Here is a 20,312-nt window from a genome sequence, read left to right as displayed (position 1 = left end):
GACTGGAGGGCTGCGCCATGGACCACCTCGTACTCACTGTTTTTGCTCCGGACAAGCCCGGGCAAGTCGAGCGCATTGCCCAATGCATTGCCGAGCACGGCGGCAATTGGCTCGAAAGCCGCATGTCGCGCATGGCGGGACAATTCGCCGGGATTCTTCGAGTGGGGGTGCCGGCCGAGGCCTACGACGAATTGGTCGATGCCCTGCAGGGCTTGTCCACCCAGGGCATTCGCGTGTTGATCGCTGAAAGCGGTATCGAACAATCCTGCACCTGGAAACCGATCGCCATGGAACTGGTGGGCAATGATCGGCCGGGGATCGTGCGTGACATCACGCGCTTGCTGAGCGAGCAGGGGGTGAATCTGGAACGACTGGTCACCGAAGTGCGTCCGGCACCGATGAGCAGCGAGCCGTTGTTCCATGCCGAAGCAATTCTCGCGGTCCCGCTGACCCTGTCGCTGGACGTACTGCAATCGCGCCTGGAAACCCTGGCTGACGACCTGATGGTCGAATTGGTGCTGCGCAGTGAACCTTGATCAGGTTATCCAAGTTAAACGTGCACCGGCCTGTGGATAACCTGTAGAGACACCCCGCCAGGCCACGCCGACCGGGGCTCTCCAGAATCTGATCAAAAAACCAGCAATTTCAGCCACTTGCGCACAATCGGCGGGGATCACGCTGTGGATAACCTTGGGAAGGAATGATGCAGGCCACGGGAGACGTGGCCTGTAGGGTTTTGTGCGTTTTTTGATCAGCTGCGACGGCGCAAACTTATCCACGCATCGATGCTGTAAACCGCCAGGCCGGCCCAGATAAACATGAACGCTACCAAGGTGCTGGACGACAGGTGCTCGCCAAACAGCAGGACCGCTTGCAGCAGCACCAGTGTCGGTGCCAGATACTGGAGAAACCCCAGTGTCGTGTAGGGCAAATGCCGTGCAGCAGCGTTGAAGCAGACCAGCGGCACCAGCGTGATCGGGCCGGCGGCGACCAGCCACCAGGCTTGGGACGTGGTCCAGAATTCGGCCTGGGCGCTGCTGGCTGTCGGATTGAGCAGCAACCAGCCGAGGGCAATCGGTACCAGCATCCAGGTTTCCACCACCAGCCCCGGCAGCGCCTTGACCGGCGCCTGCTTGCGAATCAGGCCATAGAAACCGAAGGTCAGTGCCAGCACCAGCGACACCCACGGCAGGCTGCCGACCTGCCAGACCTGTTGCGCCACACCCACAGCCGCCAGACCGACGGCAATCCATTGCATGCGCCGCAGCCGTTCGCCGAGGATCAGCATGCCCAGCAACACGTTCACCAAGGGGTTGATGTAGTAACCGAGACTGGCCTCCAGCATGCGTCCGTTGTTCACCGACCAGACGTAGGTCAGCCAGTTGGCCGCGATCAGCGCACCGCTCAGGGCCAGGATCGCCAGTCGTCGTGGGTTTTCCCGCAGCTCGCGCCACCAGCCGGGATGCTTCCAGACCATCAGCAACAAGGCGCCGAACAGCGCCGACCACAGTACCCGGTGGATGATGATTTCCACGGCGGGCACGCTGGCGATGGCTTTGAAGTAGAGGGGGAAAAGTCCCCAGATGATGTAGGCACTCAGGCCTAGAATGTACCCGCGACGCGGGTTGGCGGCTTGCATGCAGAATCCTTGCTTAGGCAGCTAACAAAGAAGGGATTGTAAGGTGGTTGTATAGATGTGTCGTGTCAGAAAAAAGATCGCAGCCTTCGGCAGCTCCTACAGAGAAAACATGTTCGCCCTGTAGGAGCTGCCGAAGGCTGCGATCTTTTGATTTTCGATTAAAACAGCTTCAACGGCTCTTCATTGAGCGCCGCCAGTTGCTCGCGCAACGCCAACACCTGATCCCCCCAATAACGCTCGGTGCCGAACCACGGAAAACTGCGGGGGAAGGCCGGGTCTTCCCAGCGGCGGGCGAGCCAGGCGCTGTAGTGCATCAGGCGCAAGGCGCGCAGCGGTTCGATCAAGGCCAGTTCACGGGGGTCGAAGTCGTGGAATTCGTTGTAGCCGTCCATCAGTTCCGACAACTGGCTCAGGCAATCCTGACGATCGCCGGCGAGCATCATCCAGATGTCCTGCACCGCCGGACCCATGCGACAGTCGTCGAGGTCGACGATATGGAACATCTCGTCACGGCACATCATGTTGCCGGGGTGGCAGTCACCGTGCATGCGGATGTTCTGGTGCGGCGTGTTGTTGTAGGCATCTTCCACACGCTTGAGCAGATCGCGGGCTACCGATTCGTAGGCCGGCAGCAGGCTGCGGGGGATGAAGTTGCCGTCGAGCAGCGTGGCCAGCGAGTCATGGCCGAAATTCTTTACCGCCAGCGCTTCACGGTGCTCGAACGGCCGGGTCGAGCCGACTGCATGCAGGCGCCCGAGCAACTGGCCCAGGCGATACAACTGGTCGAGGTTGCCCGGCTCCGGTGCGCGGCCGCCACGGCGGGGGAACAGGGTGAAACGGAATCCTTTGTGTTCGTGCAGGGTTTCGCCATTGTGGATCAACGGCGCCACGACCGGCACCTCGCAGTCGGCGAGTTCGGCGGTGAACTGGTGCTCTTCCAGAATGGCTTCGTTGGTCCAACGTTGCGGCCGGTAGAACTTGGCGATCAGCGGCTCGGCGTCTTCGATACCGACTTGATAGACGCGGTTCTCGTAGCTGTTGAGGGCCAGGATGCGTGCGTCGCTGAGAAAGCCGATGCTTTCGACGGCATCGAGCACGAGGTCTGGTGTGAGGGTTTCAAACGGGTGGGCCATGCTGACTCCTGCGCGCAGCAGGCTGCTGCGTCCGGCCAGGCATGGTAGCGCAGACGGCGGGGCTTGAGGTGAGTGTTGTCCTTGCTGACGCCATCGCGGGCAAGCCCGCTCCCACAGGAATTGCGCAGGCTTGAAACCTGCGCACGAACTTGTGGGAGCGAGCTTGCTCGCGATGAGGGTCTGTCAGGCGCCGACGATCCCGCCATCTTCCCGCGAAATCGCCATCACCGATGAGCGCGGCTTGCCATTGGGCAGGTGCTCGGGGAAGGTCGAACCACCGTTTTCACCCGGATGCTGAATCCCGACAAACAGGGTTTTCTGATCCGGCGAGAAGCTGATCCCCGTCACTTCACAACCTACCGGGCCAACCATGAAGCGGCGAATCTCGCCGGTTACCGGGTCGGCACAGAGCATCTGGTTGTTGCCCATGCCGGCAAAGTCTCCGGCGTTGCTCGAATCGCCGTCGGTGAGAATCCACAAGCGTCCGGCCTTGTCGAAGCCCAGACCGTCCGGGCTGTTGAACATGTTCTGCGGCGTGATGTTCGACGATCCGCCTTTTGGTGTGCCGGCGTGAACCCCCGGATTACCGGCGACGACGAACAGATCCCAGGTAAAGGTTTTCGAGCCGTGATCGTCACGCTCGGTGCGCCAGCGCAGGATCTGCCCGTAGACGTTCTTCTCGCGCGGGTTCGGCCCGCCCACTGGTTGCCCGTCTTCACCACGTTTGGCGTTGTTGGTCAGCGTGCAGTAGACCTGGCCATCCTTGGGGCTGACCACGATCCATTCCGGGCGGTCCATGCGCGTCGCTTTCACCACGCTGGCAGCCAGGCGGGCGTGGATCAGCACTTCGGCCTGATCGGCAAAACCGCTGCTGGCGTCGATGCCGTTTTTACCATGGGTCAGTTCGATCCATTCACCCTGGCCTTTCGGGTGATCGACGTTGCCGTCGCCGGCATCGAAACGCGCCACGTACAGGGTGCCGTGGTCAAGAATGTCGCGGTTGGCCTTGGGGTTCTTGTGGTCGATCTTGTCGCGGCTGACGAATTTGTAGATGAACTCCCCGCGTTCATCGTCGCCCATGTACACCACGGCATGACCGTCGCCAGTTTCCGCAAGGGCTGCGTTTTCGTGTTTGAAGCGCCCCAGGGCCGTGCGTTTGACCGGCGTCGACTTCGGATCGAACGGATCGATCTCCACCACCCAGCCGTGACGGTTGAGCTCGTTGGGGTTCTTCGCCATGTCGAAGCGTTCGTCGTGCTGGTGCCAGTTGATCTCTTTGCTGGTGGCCACCACGCCGTAGCGTTTTTGCGCCGGGTCGAATTTCTGCTCGGCGTTGCTGCTGCCGAAGCAGTCGGTGAAGTTCTCTTCACAGGTCAGATAGGTGCCCCACGGCGTCTTGCCGTTGGCGCAGTTCTGGAACGTGCCGAGGACGTTCTTGCCGTGCGGATCGGCGCTGGTTTTCAGCAGGGCATGTCCGGCGGCCGGGCCGCTCAGGGTGATGGGTGCGTTGCCGTGAATGCGGCGGTTGTAGCGTGAGCCCTGGACGAATTGCCATTGGCCGTTCTTGCGCTGCACTTCAATCACCGACACACCTTCGCAGGCCAGTGCCTTGCGCACTTCTTGCGCCGATTGCGGCATGCCGCCGTGGGCGTAGAGGTAGCGGTAGTTGGTGTATTCGTTGTTGATCGCCATCAGCGCCCGGTCTTTTTCGCCCGGAAATTCGAACAGGCTCATGCCGTCGTTGTTGTCGCCGAACTGGGCTTCCTGATGTTCGGCGCTGCCGTTGCCGCTCGGGTCGAACGCCGGGCCGTCCTTGTGCAGAGGCTGGCCCCAGCTGATCAGCACCGAGGACTTGTAGCCCGCTGGCAGGGTGATGGAATCGCTGGTGGCGGCGGCAATGCTGTCGAAGCCCAGTAACTGGCTGTTGCCGGCGCTGACGCTGGCGGCCATCACGCTGCGGCTCAGCAGGTTGCCGCCGAGGAACATCGCAGCGCCGCACAGGGCACCTGCGCTGATGAAGCCGCGACGGCTGAGGCCGACCATGTTTTCGAGGTCGGTGGACTGGTTTTCTTCTAATAGGCTCATTTCAGGCTCCCTGCGGATTTTGCAGACACCTTAAAGATGAGTAATGAACCTTTTGTTGCAGTTCTGCTTACAGTGGTGTGCCCAGCAGAACCCGGGACGGCGAAAACTCGACGCGCACCGGCTTGCCGCAGGTCAGCTCCGATGCTTGCAGATGACTCGGTTCGGCCAAGGCGCATAGGGTCAGACCGTTGGGCAGGGTGATGCGCACTTCGCTGGGGCCGTCGTCGGCGTCGAGGATTTTTTCGATGATGCCCCTGAGGCAATTGTTTCCAGGAGTTTCGGCGGAATCGCTTTCCAGTACGTCGAGCCAGCCGGCCTTGATCAATGCCACGACTTCGCTGCCGATTTGCAGCTCCAGGCGCTCGGTGCTGTCGTGGGTGATTTGCGCGGCGACGATCAGGCCTTCGGCGACGTCGAGGCGAATCAGGTCGTTGCGCCCCTGAGGTTCAATCGCGATCACCTTGCCGTGCAACTGATTGCGCGCGCTGGTGCGCAGCATCAGGCGCCCGAGCAGATCCAGATCGCTCGCGTCTTCAGCGGCTTCCAGCACCTGGGCCTGCAAGGCTTGCAGCTTCTGGTACAGGCGCAACACCCGCTCGCCTTCGTTGGACAGGCGCGCACCGCCGCCGCCCTTGCCGCCGACAATCCGCTCCACCAGCGGCTTCTGCGCCAGGTTGTTCAGCTCATCGATCGCATCCCAGGCAGCCTTGTAGCTCAGGCCCGCGCTTTTTGCCGCGCGGGTGATCGAGCCTTGTTCGGCGATGTGCTGCAGCAGGGCGATGCGCTGCGGACGGCGGACAATGTGCTGGGACAGCAAGGTTGGCAAAGACATGACAAGTCGCTTTGGGTGGTGACGATGGTGAGGACGTTGGTCGCTTAGGCCGTGCGAGTCAAGTCAGGGTGTCTCGCCGGGTTTGGGCGTGCGGGCCAGGCAATAGACGTCGACCCTCGCCGCCCCGGCGTCCATCAGCAGGCGAGCCAGTGCCTGGGCCGTGGCACCGGTGGTCAGTACGTCGTCGACCAGGGCCAGGTGCAGGCCTTTGACGACGGCGCCGGGTGCCAGGGCGAAAGCGTTGCGCAGGTTTTTTCGGCGGGCTTCGGCATTCAAGGCCTGTTGGGCGTCGGTGTCTTGGGTGCGCAGCAGCAACCGTTCGTCGCAAGGGATATCGAGACTCGCACTCAACCAGTAAGCCAGCATCGCCGCCTGATTGAACCCGCGCTGGCGCAGGCGTCGGTTGGCCAACGGCACCGGGATCAGCGCATCGGGGCGCTGCAGATCGTCTTCGAAGCGATGTTGCAGGTATTGAACGAGAAGTTCGGCGAGCAGGCGGCCAAACGGCCACTTTGCGTTGTGTTTGAAGCGGGTGATCAGGCTGTCTACCGGAAAGCTGTAGGTCCAGGGGACAATCACTTGTTCGAAGGCCGGCGGCTGCTTCAAGCAATGGCCGCAGGTCAGGCCCGCGGCCGGGAGCGGCAGGGCGCAGGTGATGCAATGATCGCCGAGCCAGGGCAACTCGGTTTCGCAGGCCATGCAGACAGGAGGGATGCCGTCGGCCGGTTCATCGCACAAAAGACATGTTTGTTTGTTTTTTAACCAGATGTAAACCTGTCCTTCGTATCGTGGTTGACAGCGCATCGCTCTTCCTTAAATATGCCGAAACAACTGTGAAGCGACTGTGACATTCCATTACCCAGCCGCCTGCCAAAGCATAATTCAAAGGAAACGCCCATGAGTGCCAGCACCACTGCAACCCTGCGTCATGACTGGACTTTGGCCGAAGTCAAAGCACTCTTCGTTCAGCCATTCAACGACCTGTTGTTCCAGGCGCAGACGGTGCACCGTGCGCATTTCGACGCCAACCGCGTCCAGGTGTCGACCCTGCTGTCGATCAAAACCGGCGCCTGCCCGGAAGATTGCAAATATTGTCCGCAGTCCGGTCACTACAACACCGGCCTGGAAAAAGAAAAACTGATGGAGGTGCAGAAGGTCCTCGAAGAGGCCGCTCGTGCCAAGGCCATCGGCTCGACCCGCTTCTGCATGGGCGCGGCGTGGAAGCACCCGTCGGCCAAGGACATGCCGTACGTATTGAAAATGGTCGAAGGCGTGAAGGCCCTGGGCCTGGAAACCTGCATGACCCTCGGTCGCCTGGATCAGGATCAGACCGAAGCGCTGGCTCAGGCCGGCCTCGACTACTACAACCACAACCTCGACACCTCGCCTGAGTTCTACGGCAGCATCATCACCACCCGCACCTACAGCGAGCGCCTGCAAACCCTGGCCTATGTGCGTGAGTCGGGGATGAAGATCTGTTCCGGTGGCATCCTCGGCATGGGCGAGTCGCTGGACGACCGCGCCAACCTGCTGATCCAGCTGGCCAACCTGCCGGAGCATCCGGAGTCGGTGCCGATCAACATGCTGGTGAAAGTCGCCGGTACGCCGCTGGAAAATGCCGACGACGTCGATCCGTTCGACTTCATCCGCATGCTCGCCGTCGCGCGCATCCTGATGCCGCAATCCCACGTGCGCCTGTCCGCCGGCCGCGAAGCCATGAACGAGCAGATGCAGGCCCTGGCGTTCTTCGCCGGCGCCAACTCGATTTTCTACGGCGAAAAACTGCTGACCACCGCCAACCCGCAGGCCGACAAGGACATGCAACTGTTCTCGCGCCTGGGCATCCTGCCGGAAGCCCGTGAAGAGCACGCCGACGAGGTGCATCAGGCCGCTATCGAGCAGGCGCTGGTGGAGCAGAAGAGCAGCGAGCAGTTCTATAACGCGGCCGTCTGAGTCTTCCACCGACTTCTCTGGTTGGAATGCAAAACCCTTGTGGGAGCGGGCTTGCTCGCGAAAGCGTCGTGTCAGTCGACATCAATGTTGAATGTCAGTCCGTATTCGCGAGCAAGCCCGCTCCCACAGGGGATCTGTGTCATTTGAAAGTCGAGGCCTGCATGTCTTTCGATCTCGCCGCACGCCTTGCTGCCCGTCGTGCCGAAAACCTCTACCGCCAGCGCCCGCTGCTCGAAAGCCCGCAGGGGCCGCAAGTGGTGGTCGATGGCCAGCCGTTGCTGGCGTTCTGTAACAACGACTACCTGGGCCTGGCCAATCATCCGCAAGTGATCGAAGCCTGGCGTGCCGGCGCTTCGAAGTGGGGTGTGGGTGGAGGGGCATCACACTTGGTCATCGGTCATAGCTCCCCGCACCATGCCCTGGAAGAGGCGTTGGCCGACCTGACCGGTCGCCCGCGCGCGTTGCTGTTCACCACCGGCTACATGGCCAACCTCGGCGCGGTCACGGCGCTGGTGGGGCAGGGTGATACGGTGCTCGAAGACCGGCTCAACCATGCGTCGCTGCTCGACGCGGGGCTGTTGTCCGGCGCACGGTTCAATCGCTACCTGCACAATGACCCGGTGAGCCTGGCCAAACGCCTGGAAAAAGCCACCGGCAATACGCTGGTGGTCACCGATGGCGTGTTCAGCATGGACGGTGATATCGCCGACTTGCCTGCACTGGCCCGAGAAGCCAAGGCCAAAGGCGCCTGGTTGATGGTCGACGATGCCCATGGTTTTGGACCGCTGGGTGCCAACGGTGGCGGCATCGTCGAACACTTTGGCTTGAGCCAGGATGACGTTCCGGTGCTGGTCGGCACTCTCGGCAAGGCGTTCGGTACGGCGGGTGCGTTTGTGGCTGGCAGCGACGAGCTGATCGAAAGCCTGATCCAGTTCGCCCGCCCCTACATCTACACCACCAGCCAGCCACCCGCGCTGGCCTGCGCCACATTGAAAAGCCTGGAACTGCTGCGCAGCGAACACTGGCGCCGCGAGCATTTGCAGACGCTGATCCGCCAGTTCCGCAAAGGTGCCGAGCAGATTGGCCTGGAACTCATGGACAGCTTCACACCGATCCAGCCGATCATGATCGGTGACGCCGGGCGTGCGGTGCGTCTTTCGCAAATGCTGCGTGAACGCGGGTTGATGGTGACCGCGATTCGTCCGCCGACCGTACCCGCCGGCAGTGCCCGGCTGCGGGTCACGTTGACGGCTGCCCACAGCGAAGCCCAGGTACAGCTATTGTTAAATGGACTGGCCGATTGTTTTCAGCAACTGAAGCCGGAGCCAAGCCATGCGTGATCGTCTGATTCTGCTGCCTGGCTGGGGTCTTGGCGTTTCACCGCTGGAGCCTCTGGCGGCGGCCTTGCGAGGCCTGGATGAGCACCTGCACGTCGAGATCGAGCCGTTGCCGGAACTGGAGTCGAGCGATCTTGAAGAGTGGCTCGATGAGCTTGATTCGACCTTGCCGCAAGACGCCTGGCTTGGCGGTTGGTCATTGGGCGGCATGCTCGCCTGCGAGTTGGCGGCCCGGCGTGGCGATCGCTGCTGTGGCGTGTTCACCTTGGCCAGCAACGCTTCTTTTGTCGCCCATGATCAATGGTCAAGCGCCATGTCCGGGGAAACCTTCGATGCGTTTCTGGCGGGATGCGGAGCCGATCCGCGTGCAACCTTGAAACGCTTTTCACTGCTCTGCGCCCAAGGCGCCGAAGACCCCCGCGGATTGTCGCGGTTGTTGCTCGGCGGCGCCCCGAATACCGCCGCGCCGGTGCTTCTCAGTGGTCTGCAAGTGCTCGCGCAACTGGATACCCGACAGGCACTGCAATCGTTCCGTGGCCCGCAACTGCATCTGTTCGCCGGCCTCGACGGGCTGGTGCCGGCGGAAGCGGCGGGCGAGTTGTTGGCATTGCTGCCGGATGTCGAAATCGGTCTGATTGAACAGGCCAGCCACGCGTTTCTCCTGGAGGATCCCCACGGTGTGGCGGGGGCGATCCAGGCCTTTTTGCATGAGTCCGGCGATGACTGATTTATCCCTTCCCAACCTGCCCGGCGTCTTGCCCGACAAGCGCCAGGTAGCAGCATCATTCTCCCGCGCGGCGGCCAGCTACGACAGCGTGGCCGAGTTGCAGCGTGATGTGGGCAGCCAATTGCTCGGGCGCCTGCCGCAAGACTTCGTACCGCAGCGCTGGCTGGACCTGGGTTGTGGCACCGGACATTTCAGCCGTGCCCTGGGTGAGCAATTTCCGGGCGGTCACGGTGTGGCGCTGGACATCGCCGAAGGCATGCTCAATCACGCCCGGCCATTGGGCGGCGCCACGCACTTCGTGGCCGGCGATGCCGAGCGCTTACCACTGCAGGATTCGACCTGCGACCTGATCTTCTCCAGCCTGGCGGTGCAGTGGTGCGCGGACTTCGACTCGGTGCTCAGTGAAGCCTTTCGGGTACTGAAACCGGGTGGCATTTTTGCGTTTGCTAGTCTGTGTGTAGGGACGTTGTTTGAATTGCGCGACAGCTGGCGCGAAATCGACGGCATGGTGCACGTCAATCGCTTCCGGGAGTTTGGTGTTTATCAGCAGTTGTGTGCGGCCAGCGGCTTGATGACGGTCAGTCTGCAAAACCTTGCGCATGTGCTGCATTACCCGGATGTGCGCAGCCTGACCCATGAACTCAAGGCGTTGGGTGCACACAATCTCAATCCCGGGCGGCCGGGTGGCTTGACCGGCCGGGCGCGGATTTTGGGTCTGATTGAGGCTTACGAACAGTTTCGTCAGGCCCAGGGCCTGCCGGCGACTTATCAAGTGGTGTACGCCGTTTTGGAGAAACCCTTATGAGCGCAGCCTATTTCATCGCCGGTACGGATACCGATGTCGGTAAAACCACGGTCGCTGCCGGGTTGCTGCATGCGGCGCGTTCGGCGGGTTTGAGCACGGCGGCGGGCAAGCCGGTCGCTTCCGGTTGCGATGTGACACCCAAGGGCCTGCGCAACGCCGATGCGCTGGCCTTGCTGGCGGAATGTTCGCTGCCGCTGACCTATGCACAGGTCAATCCGATGGCCTTCGAACCGGCCATTGCCCCGCATCTGGCGGCGCGAGAGGCGGGCGTGGCGCTGACGGTGCAGTCGTTGCTGACGCCGATGCGGCAGATTCTGGGCATGCAGGCGGACTTCACCCTGATCGAAGGCGCCGGCGGTTGGCGCGTACCCTTGGCGGATCAGGACAATCTGTCGGACCTGGCCATCGCATTGAAGCTGCCGGTGATCCTGGTGGTTGGCGTGCGGCTGGGGTGTATTAGCCATGCCTTGTTGACCGCCGAAGCGATTGCCCGGGACGGTTTGCAATTGGCGGGATGGGTGGCCAACATCATCGACCCGAAGACCTCGCGGCTGGAAGAAAACCTGGCCACCCTTGCCGAGCGCATCCCGGCGCCATGCCTGGGGCGTGTGCCTAAACTCAAGGCCGTTACGGCCGAGGCAGTGGCCGAGCACTTGCAACTGGACCTGTTGGACTGAGGTTAGTGGCTTGCGGGCTTTGCCTATGACAAGGCACTATGCCATTAGTGTTTTTGTCGAGTGTTTTGCCGGCTACTCTGCTTCAATGGCCGCTGTTGATCCTTTGAAAGGACGAGTTCTCCCATGGAAATCTCAGGAAACACCGCTTTTTATGCCGGTCTGAGCACTCTTCAGACAGGGCAGAACCGTGTCGATCAAGCCGCCGGGCAGATCGCCAACACCACGATCGAGCGTTCGGTCACCAGCCAGTCCTCCGAGGCACAGGTCGATCGTCTGCGATCGGTTGATCTCAGCCGGCAATCGGACCTGGTCAGCAACGTGGTCGACATGGCCCAAGGCAAGATTCAGGCGGAGCTGGGCGTGAAAGTCGCCAAGGCAGCCGACGAAGTGCTCGGGACGTTGATCGATACCTACGCCTGATTCTTTACAGAATCCGCACCCTCCAGCGCCGCGCCTGTTCGCGGCGTTTTTCTGCGTAAGTCTTTCTTGTTCAACTAATCTTTTCGGTGCGGCGGGCTGCTTCGCAAGCGCGGCTGCGTTGTCGCGTGCCTGTGTGTCCAATCCTGCGATGACGAACGGCAAAAGATCGACGCTTGACAAGATTTGGGCGTAAACGTATGTTTCAAACAACTGTTTGATCGCAACAACAAATCAATGCGGTCGTTCATTCCCGGTTACATCAGCAGAGGTTTATCGCTATGCCTGACTACAAGGCCCCCTTGCGTGATATTCGCTTCGTTCGTGACGAGCTGCTCGGCTACGAAGCGCACTATCAGAGCCTTCCGGCTTGTGCCGACGCAACTCCGGACATGGTTGACGCCATTCTTGAGGAAGGCGCCAAGTTTTGTGAGCAGGTACTGGCTCCGCTGAACCGCGTGGGCGACCTCGAAGGCTGCACCTGGAGCGAGTTCGGCGTTAAGACCCCGACTGGCTTCAAGGAAGCCTACAAGCAATTCGTCGAAGGTGGCTGGCCGAGCCTGGCTCACGACGTAGAGCACGGCGGCCAAGGCCTGCCGGAGTCCCTGGGTCTGGCCATCAGCGAAATGGTTGGCGAGTCCAACTGGTCGTGGGGCATGTACCCAGGCCTGTCGCACGGTGCGATGAACACCATCTCCGAGCACGGTACCCCTGAGCAGCAGGAGGCTTACCTGACCAAGCTGGTTTCCGGCGAGTGGACCGGCACCATGTGCCTGACCGAGCCGCACTGCGGCACCGACCTTGGCATGCTGCGCACCAAGGCCGAGCCTCAGGCCGACGGTTCCTACAAGGTTTCCGGCACCAAGATCTTCATCTCGGCCGGTGAACACGACATGGCCGACAACATCGTCCACATCGTACTGGCCCGCCTGCCGGATGCACCGGCTGGCACCAAAGGCATCTCCCTGTTCATCGTGCCGAAGTTCATGCCGAACGCCGATGGTTCGGTTGGCGCGCGTAATGCCGTGTCCTGCGGTTCCCTGGAACACAAGATGGGCATCCACGGCAACGCCACCTGCGTGATGAACTTCGACGGCGCCACCGGTTTCCTGATCGGCCCGGCGAATAAAGGCCTGAACTGCATGTTCACCTTCATGAACACCGCACGCCTGGGTACCGCTCTGCAAGGCCTGGCCCACGCCGAAGTCGGTTTCCAGGGCGGCCTGAAATACGCTCGCGACCGTCTGCAAATGCGCTCGCTGACTGGCCCGAAAGCGCCGGACAAAGCCGCTGACCCGATCATCGTGCACCCTGACGTACGCCGCATGCTGTTGACCATGAAGGCATTCGCCGAAGGCAACCGTGCGATGGTTTACTTCACCGCCAAGCAGGTCGACATCGTTAAGTACGGCGTGGACGAAGAAGAGAAGAAGAAAGCCGACGCACTGTTGGCGTTCATGACCCCAATCGCCAAAGCCTTCATGACCGAAGTCGGTTTCGAATCGGCCAACCACGGCGTGCAGATCTACGGCGGCCACGGCTTCATCGCCGAGTGGGGCATGGAGCAGAACGTCCGCGACAGCCGCATCTCGATGCTGTACGAAGGCACCACCGGTATCCAGGCACTCGACCTGCTGGGCCGTAAAGTGCTGATGACCCAAGGCGAGGCTCTGAAGAGCTTCACCAAGATCGTCCACAAGTTCTGCCAGACCAACGAAGGCAACGAAGCGGTTCAAGAGTTCGTCGCTCCGCTGGCTGCACTGAACAAGGAATGGGGCGAGCTGACCATGAAGGTCGGTATGGCCGCCATGAAAGATCGCGAAGAAGTCGGCGCGGCCTCCGTGGACTACCTGATGTACTCCGGTTACGCCTGCCTGGCCTACTTCTGGGCTGACATGGCGCGCCTGGCTGCCGAGAAACTGGCTGCCGGCACTTCCGAAGAGGCGTTCTACACCGCCAAGCTGCAGACTGCGCGTTTCTACTTCCAGCGCATCCTGCCGCGTACCCGCACTCACGTCGTAACCATGCTGTCGGGCGCCAACAACCTGATGGACATGAAAGAAGAGAACTTCGACCTGGGCTACTAAGCCTTAACGAAGTACTTCAAAAAGCCGCTGCTCCTTCGGGACCAGCGGCTTTTTTTGCTTTGAAGGTTGCCGGTGGAAAAAATGTTTGTAACGCACTTTGAAAAATACCTCAGTAATTCACTCAGTAACTCGGGCTTTCTGCCGTTACAGTAGTGGGCACATTGCCATCTATTGATTTGACGGGTCGGAGCTTTACCCTTGCCGCGCTCATCTGCTGTACGTTTCAGTCATTTCCTGCCGTCATTAGTGCTGTTACTGGCGGGGCTTGCGGCTGCTTACATCAAGGATCTGAACGTCTTCTTCACGTCGCTGTTCAACGTGCTGCCCACCCTGGTGTTGTTGCTCGGTGGTGCCTATTGCGCGGTGTACCGACGCCAGCGTGAACTGTTTCTGATGGTCACGGTGTACATCGCCTACTTCCTGCTCGACACCCAGACCGACTATTACCGTGACAACGGCAAGGTGCGTGACGATGCCGCCGTGGTCTTTCATTTGTGTTGCCTGCTTCTGCCGCTGCTGTTTGGCGTGTTCGCGGCGTGGCAGGAGCGCACCCATCTGTTCCAGGACATGATCGCGCGCTTCGCAGTATTGCTGGCGGTCGGCAGCGTGGCGCTGGGGCTTGAGCAAAGTTATCCACATGCGCTGCTGATCTGGCTGTCGGAGATTCGCTGGCCTGCCTTGCATGGCGCCTGGATGAGCCTGATCCAGTTGTCCTATCCGGTGTTCATTGCGGCGTTCCTGCTGCTGGCCTGGCAATACTGGCGCAACCCGCGACCGCTGCATGCCGCGCAATGGGTGGGGCTGCTCGGGTTGTTCTGGATGTTGCCGAAAACCTTCATCCTGCCATTCACACTGAACATCATGTGCAGCCAGGTGATGCTGATGATCGCCGCCGCCGTTGCCCACGAAGCCTATCAAATGGCCTTCCGCGACGAACTGACCGGGCTGCCGGGCCGTCGTGCGTTGAATGAACGCATGCAACGGTTGGGGCGCAACTACGTGTTGGCCATGAGCGACGTCGACCATTTCAAGAAATTCAACGACACCCACGGACACGACGTCGGCGACCAGGTGCTGCGGCTGGTGGCCAGCAAGTTGTCGAAAATCGGCGGTGGCGGTAAGGCGTATCGCTATGGCGGCGAGGAATTTGCCCTGGTGTTTGCAGGCAAGACCCTCGAAGAGTGCATGCCGCACCTGGAAGTCATCCGCGAGTCCATCGCCACTTACAACATTCAGCTGCGCAATCAGGAAAACCGCCCGCAGGACGATCATCAGGGGCGCCAGCGGCGTGCCGGTTCCGGTGCGTCGAGTGTGTCGGTGACGGTCAGCATCGGCGTTGCCGAGCGGATCGACCAACGCACTCCGGAAGAGGTGCTCAAGTCCGCTGACCAGGCGCTCTACAGCGCCAAGGGCGCCGGGCGCAACTGCGTGATGGCGTTCGGGCAGAACCGCCGTGGCGCCGTGCGCATGGATGCCGCTACGGTTGAGTGATGATGGCGCATTCAGCGAGCGCAAAGTGATTGTGAGGCGTGGTCGGCAGCAGTAGGTTGGAGAAATCTGCCGACGGAGAATGACCATGCCCGAGTACAAAGCTCCCTTGCGCGACATGCGCTTTCTGATCGACCACGTCTTCGACTTTCACAGTAATTACGCCGCGCTGGGGGCCACCGATGCCAGCCCGGACATGGTCAGTGCGATCCTCGAAGAAGGGGCGAAGTTCTGCGAAAACGTGCTGTCGCCGCTCAACCGCAGTGGCGATGAAGAAGGCTGCCATTTCGACAATGGCGTGGTCACCACGCCCGCGGGCTTCAAGCAGGCATTCACCCAATATGTCGAGGGCGGCTGGCATGGCCTGGCGGCGGATCCGGTATACGGGGGCCAAGGGTTGCCGATCTCTCTGGGCCTGGTGATCAGCGAGATGGTGGGTTCCAGCAACACCTCATGGGGCATGTACCCCGGCCTGACCCACGGTGCGATGTCGGCGATCCACGCCCATGGCACCGAGGCGCAAAAGCAAACCTATTTGAAGAAGCTCACCGCTGGCCAATGGACCGGCACCATGTGCCTGACCGAAGCCCATTGCGGCACTGACCTGGGCATCATCAAGACCCGAGCCGTACCTGCGGCCGATGGCAGCTACGCGATCTCCGGCAGCAAGATCTTCATCTCCGCCGGCGAGCACGACATGAGCGCCAACATCATTCACCTGGTGCTGGCCAAATTGCCGGACGCACCGGCCGGGACCAAGGGCATTTCGCTGTTCATCGTGCCCAAGCTCCTGCCCGATGCGACGGGCGAAGCGGGCGAGCGCAACGGCGTGTCCTGCGGCTCGATCGAACACAAAATGGGCATCAAGGCCTCGGCCACCTGCGTGCTGAACTTCGACGAGGCCAAGGGCTTCCTGATCGGCGAGCCGAACAAGGGCCTCAACTGCATGTTCACCATGATGAACCACGCGCGGCTGGGCACCGGCATGCAAGGGTTGTGTCTGGGTGAAGCGAGCTTCCAGGGCGCGATCAAATACGCCAACGACCGTTTGCAGATGCGCTCGCTGACCGGCCCGAAAGCGCCGGAAAAGGCCGCCGACCCGATCATCGTGCACCCTGATGTGCGGCGGATGTTGCTGACCATGAAAGCCTTCAACGAAGGCAACCGCGCGCTGACCTACTTCACCGCGCAGTTGCTCGACGTTGCCCACCTGAGCCCGGATGAAACGGCGCGCCAGGACGCAGAAGACCTGTTGGCGTTCCTCACGCCGATCTGCAAAGCCTTCATGACCGACACCGGGCTGGAGGTGACCAACCACGGCATGCAGGTGTTTGGCGGCCACGGGTTCATTCGCGAATGGGGCATGGAGCAACTGGTACGCGACTGCCGGATCGCGCCGATCTATGAGGGCACCAACGGCATTCAGGCGCTGGACTTGCTCGGGCGCAAGGTACTCGGCAGCCAGGGCAAGCTGCTGCGCGGTTTCACCAAAATCGTCCACAAGTTTTGCGCGGCGAACGCCGAGCATCCACAACTGGCCGGGTATGTGGCGCAGCTCAATCAACTGAACCAGCAGTGGGGTGAGTTGACTACCAAGGTCGGCATGGCGGCGATGAAAAACCCGGACGAAGTCGGTGCCGCGTCGGTGGATTACCTGATGTACAGCGGTTACATCATCCTCGGCTACCTGTGGTTGCGCATGGCGCTGGTGGCTCAGGCCCAGCTCGATGCTGGCAGCGGCGACGGCGATTTCTGCCGGGGCAAACTGGCGACCAATGAGTTTTACTTCAAGCGTCTGTTGCCACGTACAGCTGCTCATCGGGCGGCCATCGAAGCCGGGAGCGATTGCCTGATGCAACTGCCGGCGGAGTTGTTTGCGCTTTAGTCATATAAATCCGTTACAAAGAAGCTCGCCTTGCGCGGGCTTTTTTGTTGGTGACTAAAAATAACAAAATGGTCATGAGTTGACCCTATGTGTCGCAAAAGTTGTTGGGTTACACTCCGACCCAACGAAAACACTCTTCCTGTGAATCACCTGTATAGATCTTGCGAGGTTTGCCATGGCTGACTACAAAGCGCCCCTGCGCGATATGCGCTTCGTCCTCAATGAAGTTTTCGAGGTCGCCAAACTCTGGGCCGAACTGCCTGCACTGGCCGAGACTGTGGATGCAGAAACGGTCGAAGCCATCCTGGAAGAAGCCGGCAAAGTCACCAGCAAAAGCATCGCACCGCTGAGCCGTGCCGCTGACGAAGAAGGTTGCCATTGGGCGGACGGTGCCGTCACCACGCCGGCAGGTTTCCCACAGGCCTATCAGACTTACGCTGAAGGCGGCTGGGTCGGTGTCGGTGGCGATCCGTCCTACGGCGGCATGGGCATGCCCAAAGCCGTTTCGGCCCAGGTCGAAGAAATGGTCAACTCCGCCAGTCTGTCGTTCGGGCTGTACCCGATGCTGACCGCCGGCGCTTGCCTGTCGATCAACGCCCACGCCAGCGAAGAGTTGAAAGCCGCGTACCTGCCGAACATGTACGCCGGCATCTGGGCCGGTTCCATGTGCCTGACCGAGCCACATGCCGGTACAGACCTGGGGATCATCCGTACCAAGGCCGAACCTCAGGCCGACGGCTCCTACAAGGTCAGCGGCACCAAGATATTCATTACCGGTGGCGAACACGACCTGACCGAAAACATCATCCACCTGGTGCTGGCCAAGCTGCCGGATGCACCGGCGGGTCCGAAAGGCATTTCGTTGTTCCTGGTGCCGAAGTTCATGGTCAATGCCGATGGCAGCCTGGGCGCGCGCAACCCGGCCAACTGCGGTTCGATCGAGCACAAGATGGGCATCCAGGCGTCCGCGACCTGCGTGATGAACTTCGATGAAGCCGTGGGTTACCTGGTCGGCGAGCCGAACAAGGGCCTGGCGGCGATGTTCACTATGATGAACTACGAGCGACTGGGCGTCGGTATCCAGGGCCTGGCCACTGGCGAGCGCTCGTACCAGAACGCCGTGGAATACGCCCGCGACCGTTTGCAAAGCCGTTCGCCGACCGGTGCGCAGGACAAGGACAAAGTGGCTGACCCGATCATCGTCCACCCGGACGTGCGTCGCATGCTGCTGACCATGAAAGCCTCGAACGAAGGTGGTCGTGCGTTCTCCACCTACGTGGCGATGCAACTGGACACCGCCAAGTTCAGCGAAGACGCCGCCACCCGCAAGCGCGCGGAAGACCTGGTGGCGTTGCTGACCCCGGTAGCCAAGGCGTTCCTGACCGACCTCGGTCTGGAAACCACCGTACACGGCCAACAGATTTTCGGCGGCCACGGTTACATCCGTGAGTGGGGCCAGGAGCAACTGGTGCGTGACGTGCGCATCACCCAGATCTACGAAGGCACCAACGGCATTCAGGCGCTGGACCTGGTCGGGCGCAAGATCGTGGGTAGCGGCGGGGCGTTCTACAACCTGTTCGCCGACGAGATTCGCCACTTCACGGCGACCGCCAGCGCGGACCTCGCCGAGTTCACCAAGCCGCTGAACGACGCAGTGACCACCCTCGATGAACTGACCGCGTGGTTGCTTGACCGTGCGAAGAGCAATCCGAACGAAATCGGCGCGGCGTCGGTCGAGTATCTGCAAGCGTTTGGTTACATGGCCTACGCCTACATGTGGGCCCTGATGGCCAAGGCGGCTTTCGGCAAGGAAGCGCAAGACGATTTCTACGCCAGCAAACTGGGTACGGCGCGGTTCTATTTCGCCCGCCTGCTGCCGCGCATTCACTCGTTGAGCGCGTCGGTGAAAGCCGGTAGCGAATCGTTGTTCCTGCTGGATGCAGGACAATTCTGATGAAGTAACGTTATGTAAGCATTCTCTTACATAACGTGCTGCTGTTCTCCCATAGATGCAAATTGGATCCACAGCTAATCTACTTCACATGGACGTAGCGCAGGAAGCGCAAAGCAACAACAGGGACACGTAGGATTCTGCCAGGACGGCGGAGTGAAATGGATGTCAGGGAAACAGTCTGCAAAGCCCCGCTTCGGCGGGGTTTTCTTTTGCCTGAAGAAAAGTTTTCAGCTTGTCCCATCCAACGCCTGCGCACTCTTCAAGCGCCCATCCGGGCCGTTTATCACCTCTTCCAGCAATGTCCGCAGCAAGGCCAGCGAGGCCTGCTGCCGTTGCACATCCCGACACACCAAACCGACTTTCAGCGGAACCCGGGGTTCGCTCAGGGGTTTCCACAGCAGTTCGTGGTTGCCATGGGTCTTTTGCGAGCGTCCGGGCAGCACCGTCGCCAGGCGCGTGTGAGGCAGGCTGTCGAGGATACCGGCCATGTTGTTCAATTCGGCTTGCACCTGTGGGCGACGTCCGAGGCTTGTCAGCTGTGCCTGCCAGATCTGCCTGATCTGAAACTCTTCGCCCAGCAGCAACATCGGCAGTTCGGCAGCCTGACTCATGGACACTTTCTTGAATTCACGCAGCGGATGCTCTGCCGGGATGACCAGGGTCAGTTCATCTTCGTACAGCATCACGCCATGCAAGCCAGGCTGGCGGGGCGGCAGGTAGCCGATGCCGATATCCAGGGAGCCGTTGAGCAGTCGCCGCTCGATTTCCAGCCCGGTCAGTTCATAGATCTGCACCACCAGATGCGGCTGGGCCTTGCGCACCCGTTCGAGCATCTGCGGAACGAGGCTGGTATGCACGGTCTGCAATACACCGATGGCCAGGGTGCGCAGCGCCTGACCCTTGAAGTTGCCGAGCGCTTCCCGTGCCCGTTGCAGGCCATCGAGCAATGGTAGTGCGTGGTTGTACAGCGTGTGGGCCGCGAGGGTCGGCAACAGGCGTTTGCTGCTGCGCTCGAACAAGCTCACATCGAGGTTTTGCTCGAGGTGGCGGATTTGCTGGGACAGCGCCGGCTGGGAGATGGACAGGCGCTCGGCGGCCCGGCCCACGTGGCCTTCTTCATAGACCGCGACGAAATAACGCAGTTGCTTGAAATCCATAAGTGCTGCTTATCGAAAATGCTGGGAAATCGAAATGGCTGAACGCCTCGCCTGAGCCTAGTCTAACCGCATTCACAGGGCTTACAGGGCCACAGAGCGCGATGAATACCCTTTGCTTCGATGGTATTTACATAGG

At 60.9% G+C, this 20,312-nt stretch carries 17 protein-coding genes; 11 read left to right on the top strand and 6 right to left on the bottom strand.

The features are described 5' to 3' along the window. Positions 1 to 17: 17 nt before the first annotated feature. Positions 18 to 536 carry a glycine cleavage system transcriptional repressor gene (locus AC3IP0_RS26085; protein WP_223460390.1) on the top strand — a complete coding sequence of 173 codons (519 nt, stop codon included), beginning with the start codon at positions 18 to 20 and terminating at the stop codon, positions 534 to 536. A gap of 215 nt (positions 537 to 751) precedes the next feature. Here AC3IP0_RS26085 and rarD read toward each other — a convergent pair whose 3' ends face one another. From rarD to AC3IP0_RS26060, 5 genes are all read right to left on the bottom strand, one after another. Continuing rightward, entirely contained in the window at positions 752 to 1,639 is an 888-nt protein-coding gene (gene rarD, locus AC3IP0_RS26080; RefSeq protein ID WP_046039417.1) for an EamA family transporter RarD, read from the bottom strand. A 158-nt stretch (positions 1,640 to 1,797) separates the two neighbouring features. Continuing rightward, positions 1,798 to 2,772 (bottom strand): serine/threonine protein kinase, encoded by a 975-nt coding sequence (locus AC3IP0_RS26075; protein WP_489317465.1) that lies wholly within the window; start codon positions 2,770 to 2,772, stop codon positions 1,798 to 1,800. 183 nt (positions 2,773 to 2,955) lie between these two features. Next, positions 2,956 to 4,857 carry a PhoX family protein gene (locus AC3IP0_RS26070; protein ID WP_489317464.1) on the bottom strand — a complete coding sequence of 634 codons (1,902 nt, stop codon included), beginning with the start codon at positions 4,855 to 4,857 and terminating at the stop codon, positions 2,956 to 2,958. A gap of 67 nt (positions 4,858 to 4,924) precedes the next feature. Beyond that, the gene (locus AC3IP0_RS26065; protein ID WP_489317463.1) at positions 4,925 to 5,689 is read right to left on the bottom strand and encodes a TOBE domain-containing protein; all 765 of its coding nucleotides are present in this window, start codon (positions 5,687 to 5,689) and stop codon (positions 4,925 to 4,927) included. Between the two features lie 63 nt (positions 5,690 to 5,752). Continuing rightward, positions 5,753 to 6,493, bottom strand: a complete 741-nt coding sequence (locus tag AC3IP0_RS26060; RefSeq protein ID WP_489326215.1) for a ComFC family protein — start codon at positions 6,491 to 6,493, stop codon at positions 5,753 to 5,755. 93 nt (positions 6,494 to 6,586) lie between these two features. Between AC3IP0_RS26060 and bioB the strand changes: the two genes are divergently transcribed. The 10 genes from bioB to AC3IP0_RS26010 all read left to right on the top strand — a co-directional run bounded on the left by bioB (position 6,587) and on the right by AC3IP0_RS26010 (position 19,019). Further along, complete coding sequence (bioB, locus tag AC3IP0_RS26055) at positions 6,587 to 7,642, top strand: biotin synthase BioB (protein ID WP_489317461.1); 1,056 nt, start codon at positions 6,587 to 6,589, stop codon at positions 7,640 to 7,642. 161 nt (positions 7,643 to 7,803) lie between these two features. Then, positions 7,804 to 8,982: an 8-amino-7-oxononanoate synthase gene (gene bioF, locus AC3IP0_RS26050; protein WP_489317460.1), complete on the top strand. Its 1,179-nt coding sequence runs from the start codon at positions 7,804 to 7,806 to the stop codon at positions 8,980 to 8,982. Then, entirely contained in the window at positions 8,975 to 9,706 is a 732-nt protein-coding gene (locus AC3IP0_RS26045; RefSeq protein WP_489317459.1) for an alpha/beta fold hydrolase, read from the top strand. Before bioF ends, AC3IP0_RS26045 begins: the two co-directional genes overlap by 8 nt. Further along, a complete protein-coding gene (gene bioC, locus AC3IP0_RS26040; RefSeq protein ID WP_489317458.1) occupies positions 9,699 to 10,511 on the top strand; it encodes a malonyl-ACP O-methyltransferase BioC in 813 nt (270 codons plus the stop codon). The genes AC3IP0_RS26045 and bioC overlap by 8 nt, the downstream gene beginning before the upstream one ends. Beyond that, positions 10,508 to 11,188: a dethiobiotin synthase gene (gene bioD, locus AC3IP0_RS26035; RefSeq protein WP_489317457.1), complete on the top strand. Its 681-nt coding sequence runs from the start codon at positions 10,508 to 10,510 to the stop codon at positions 11,186 to 11,188. The genes bioC and bioD overlap by 4 nt, the downstream gene beginning before the upstream one ends. A gap of 123 nt (positions 11,189 to 11,311) precedes the next feature. Beyond that, the gene (locus AC3IP0_RS26030) at positions 11,312 to 11,608 is read left to right on the top strand and encodes a pyrroloquinoline quinone biosynthesis protein PqqE (RefSeq protein ID WP_489317456.1); all 297 of its coding nucleotides are present in this window, start codon (positions 11,312 to 11,314) and stop codon (positions 11,606 to 11,608) included. Positions 11,609 to 11,886: 278 nt separating this feature from the next. Beyond that, positions 11,887 to 13,692, top strand: coding sequence for a phenylacyl-CoA dehydrogenase (locus tag AC3IP0_RS26025; protein WP_489326213.1), 1,806 nt, complete (start codon positions 11,887 to 11,889; stop codon positions 13,690 to 13,692). 198 nt (positions 13,693 to 13,890) lie between these two features. Continuing rightward, complete coding sequence (locus AC3IP0_RS26020; RefSeq protein WP_489326211.1) at positions 13,891 to 15,183, top strand: GGDEF domain-containing protein; 1,293 nt, start codon at positions 13,891 to 13,893, stop codon at positions 15,181 to 15,183. Between the two features lie 85 nt (positions 15,184 to 15,268). Further along, the gene (locus AC3IP0_RS26015) at positions 15,269 to 17,065 is read left to right on the top strand and encodes an acyl-CoA dehydrogenase C-terminal domain-containing protein (RefSeq protein WP_489317454.1); all 1,797 of its coding nucleotides are present in this window, start codon (positions 15,269 to 15,271) and stop codon (positions 17,063 to 17,065) included. 175 nt (positions 17,066 to 17,240) lie between these two features. Beyond that, positions 17,241 to 19,019 carry an acyl-CoA dehydrogenase C-terminal domain-containing protein gene (locus AC3IP0_RS26010; protein WP_489326209.1) on the top strand — a complete coding sequence of 593 codons (1,779 nt, stop codon included), beginning with the start codon at positions 17,241 to 17,243 and terminating at the stop codon, positions 19,017 to 19,019. 227 nt (positions 19,020 to 19,246) lie between these two features. On the opposite strand, the gene AC3IP0_RS26005 is transcribed toward AC3IP0_RS26010, so the two are convergent. Further along, entirely contained in the window at positions 19,247 to 20,176 is a 930-nt protein-coding gene (locus AC3IP0_RS26005) for a LysR family transcriptional regulator (protein ID WP_489317452.1), read from the bottom strand. Positions 20,177 to 20,312: the final 136 nt, after the last annotated feature.

The sequence above is a fragment of the Pseudomonas sp. GL_103 genome, from assembly GCF_057835175.1.
This window is presented reverse-complemented; position numbering and strand designations above follow the sequence as displayed.

What these genes read in the sequence shown, in the direction of transcription:
- AC3IP0_RS26010 (WP_489326209.1), top strand. Translation starts at nt 17,241, where the DNA reads ATGGCTGACTACAAAGCGCCCCTGCGCGATATGCGCTTCGTCCTCAAT.
- AC3IP0_RS26030 (WP_489317456.1), top strand. Translation starts at nt 11,312, where the DNA reads ATGGAAATCTCAGGAAACACCGCTTTTTATGCCGGTCTGAGCACTCTT.
- AC3IP0_RS26085 (WP_223460390.1), top strand. Translation starts at nt 18, where the DNA reads ATGGACCACCTCGTACTCACTGTTTTTGCTCCGGACAAGCCCGGGCAA.
- AC3IP0_RS26015 (WP_489317454.1), top strand. Translation starts at nt 15,269, where the DNA reads ATGCCCGAGTACAAAGCTCCCTTGCGCGACATGCGCTTTCTGATCGAC.
- AC3IP0_RS26060 (WP_489326215.1), bottom strand. Translation starts at nt 6,493, where the DNA reads ATGCGCTGTCAACCACGATACGAAGGACAGGTTTACATCTGGTTAAAA.
- AC3IP0_RS26070 (WP_489317464.1), bottom strand. Translation starts at nt 4,857, where the DNA reads ATGAGCCTATTAGAAGAAAACCAGTCCACCGACCTCGAAAACATGGTC.
- rarD (WP_046039417.1), bottom strand. Translation starts at nt 1,639, where the DNA reads ATGCAAGCCGCCAACCCGCGTCGCGGGTACATTCTAGGCCTGAGTGCC.
- bioD (WP_489317457.1), top strand. Translation starts at nt 10,508, where the DNA reads ATGAGCGCAGCCTATTTCATCGCCGGTACGGATACCGATGTCGGTAAA.
- bioB (WP_489317461.1), top strand. Translation starts at nt 6,587, where the DNA reads ATGAGTGCCAGCACCACTGCAACCCTGCGTCATGACTGGACTTTGGCC.
- bioC (WP_489317458.1), top strand. Translation starts at nt 9,699, where the DNA reads ATGACTGATTTATCCCTTCCCAACCTGCCCGGCGTCTTGCCCGACAAG.
- bioF (WP_489317460.1), top strand. Translation starts at nt 7,804, where the DNA reads ATGTCTTTCGATCTCGCCGCACGCCTTGCTGCCCGTCGTGCCGAAAAC.
- AC3IP0_RS26045 (WP_489317459.1), top strand. Translation starts at nt 8,975, where the DNA reads ATGCGTGATCGTCTGATTCTGCTGCCTGGCTGGGGTCTTGGCGTTTCA.
- AC3IP0_RS26005 (WP_489317452.1), bottom strand. Translation starts at nt 20,176, where the DNA reads ATGGATTTCAAGCAACTGCGTTATTTCGTCGCGGTCTATGAAGAAGGC.
- AC3IP0_RS26075 (WP_489317465.1), bottom strand. Translation starts at nt 2,772, where the DNA reads ATGGCCCACCCGTTTGAAACCCTCACACCAGACCTCGTGCTCGATGCC.
- AC3IP0_RS26065 (WP_489317463.1), bottom strand. Translation starts at nt 5,689, where the DNA reads ATGTCTTTGCCAACCTTGCTGTCCCAGCACATTGTCCGCCGTCCGCAG.
- AC3IP0_RS26025 (WP_489326213.1), top strand. Translation starts at nt 11,887, where the DNA reads ATGCCTGACTACAAGGCCCCCTTGCGTGATATTCGCTTCGTTCGTGAC.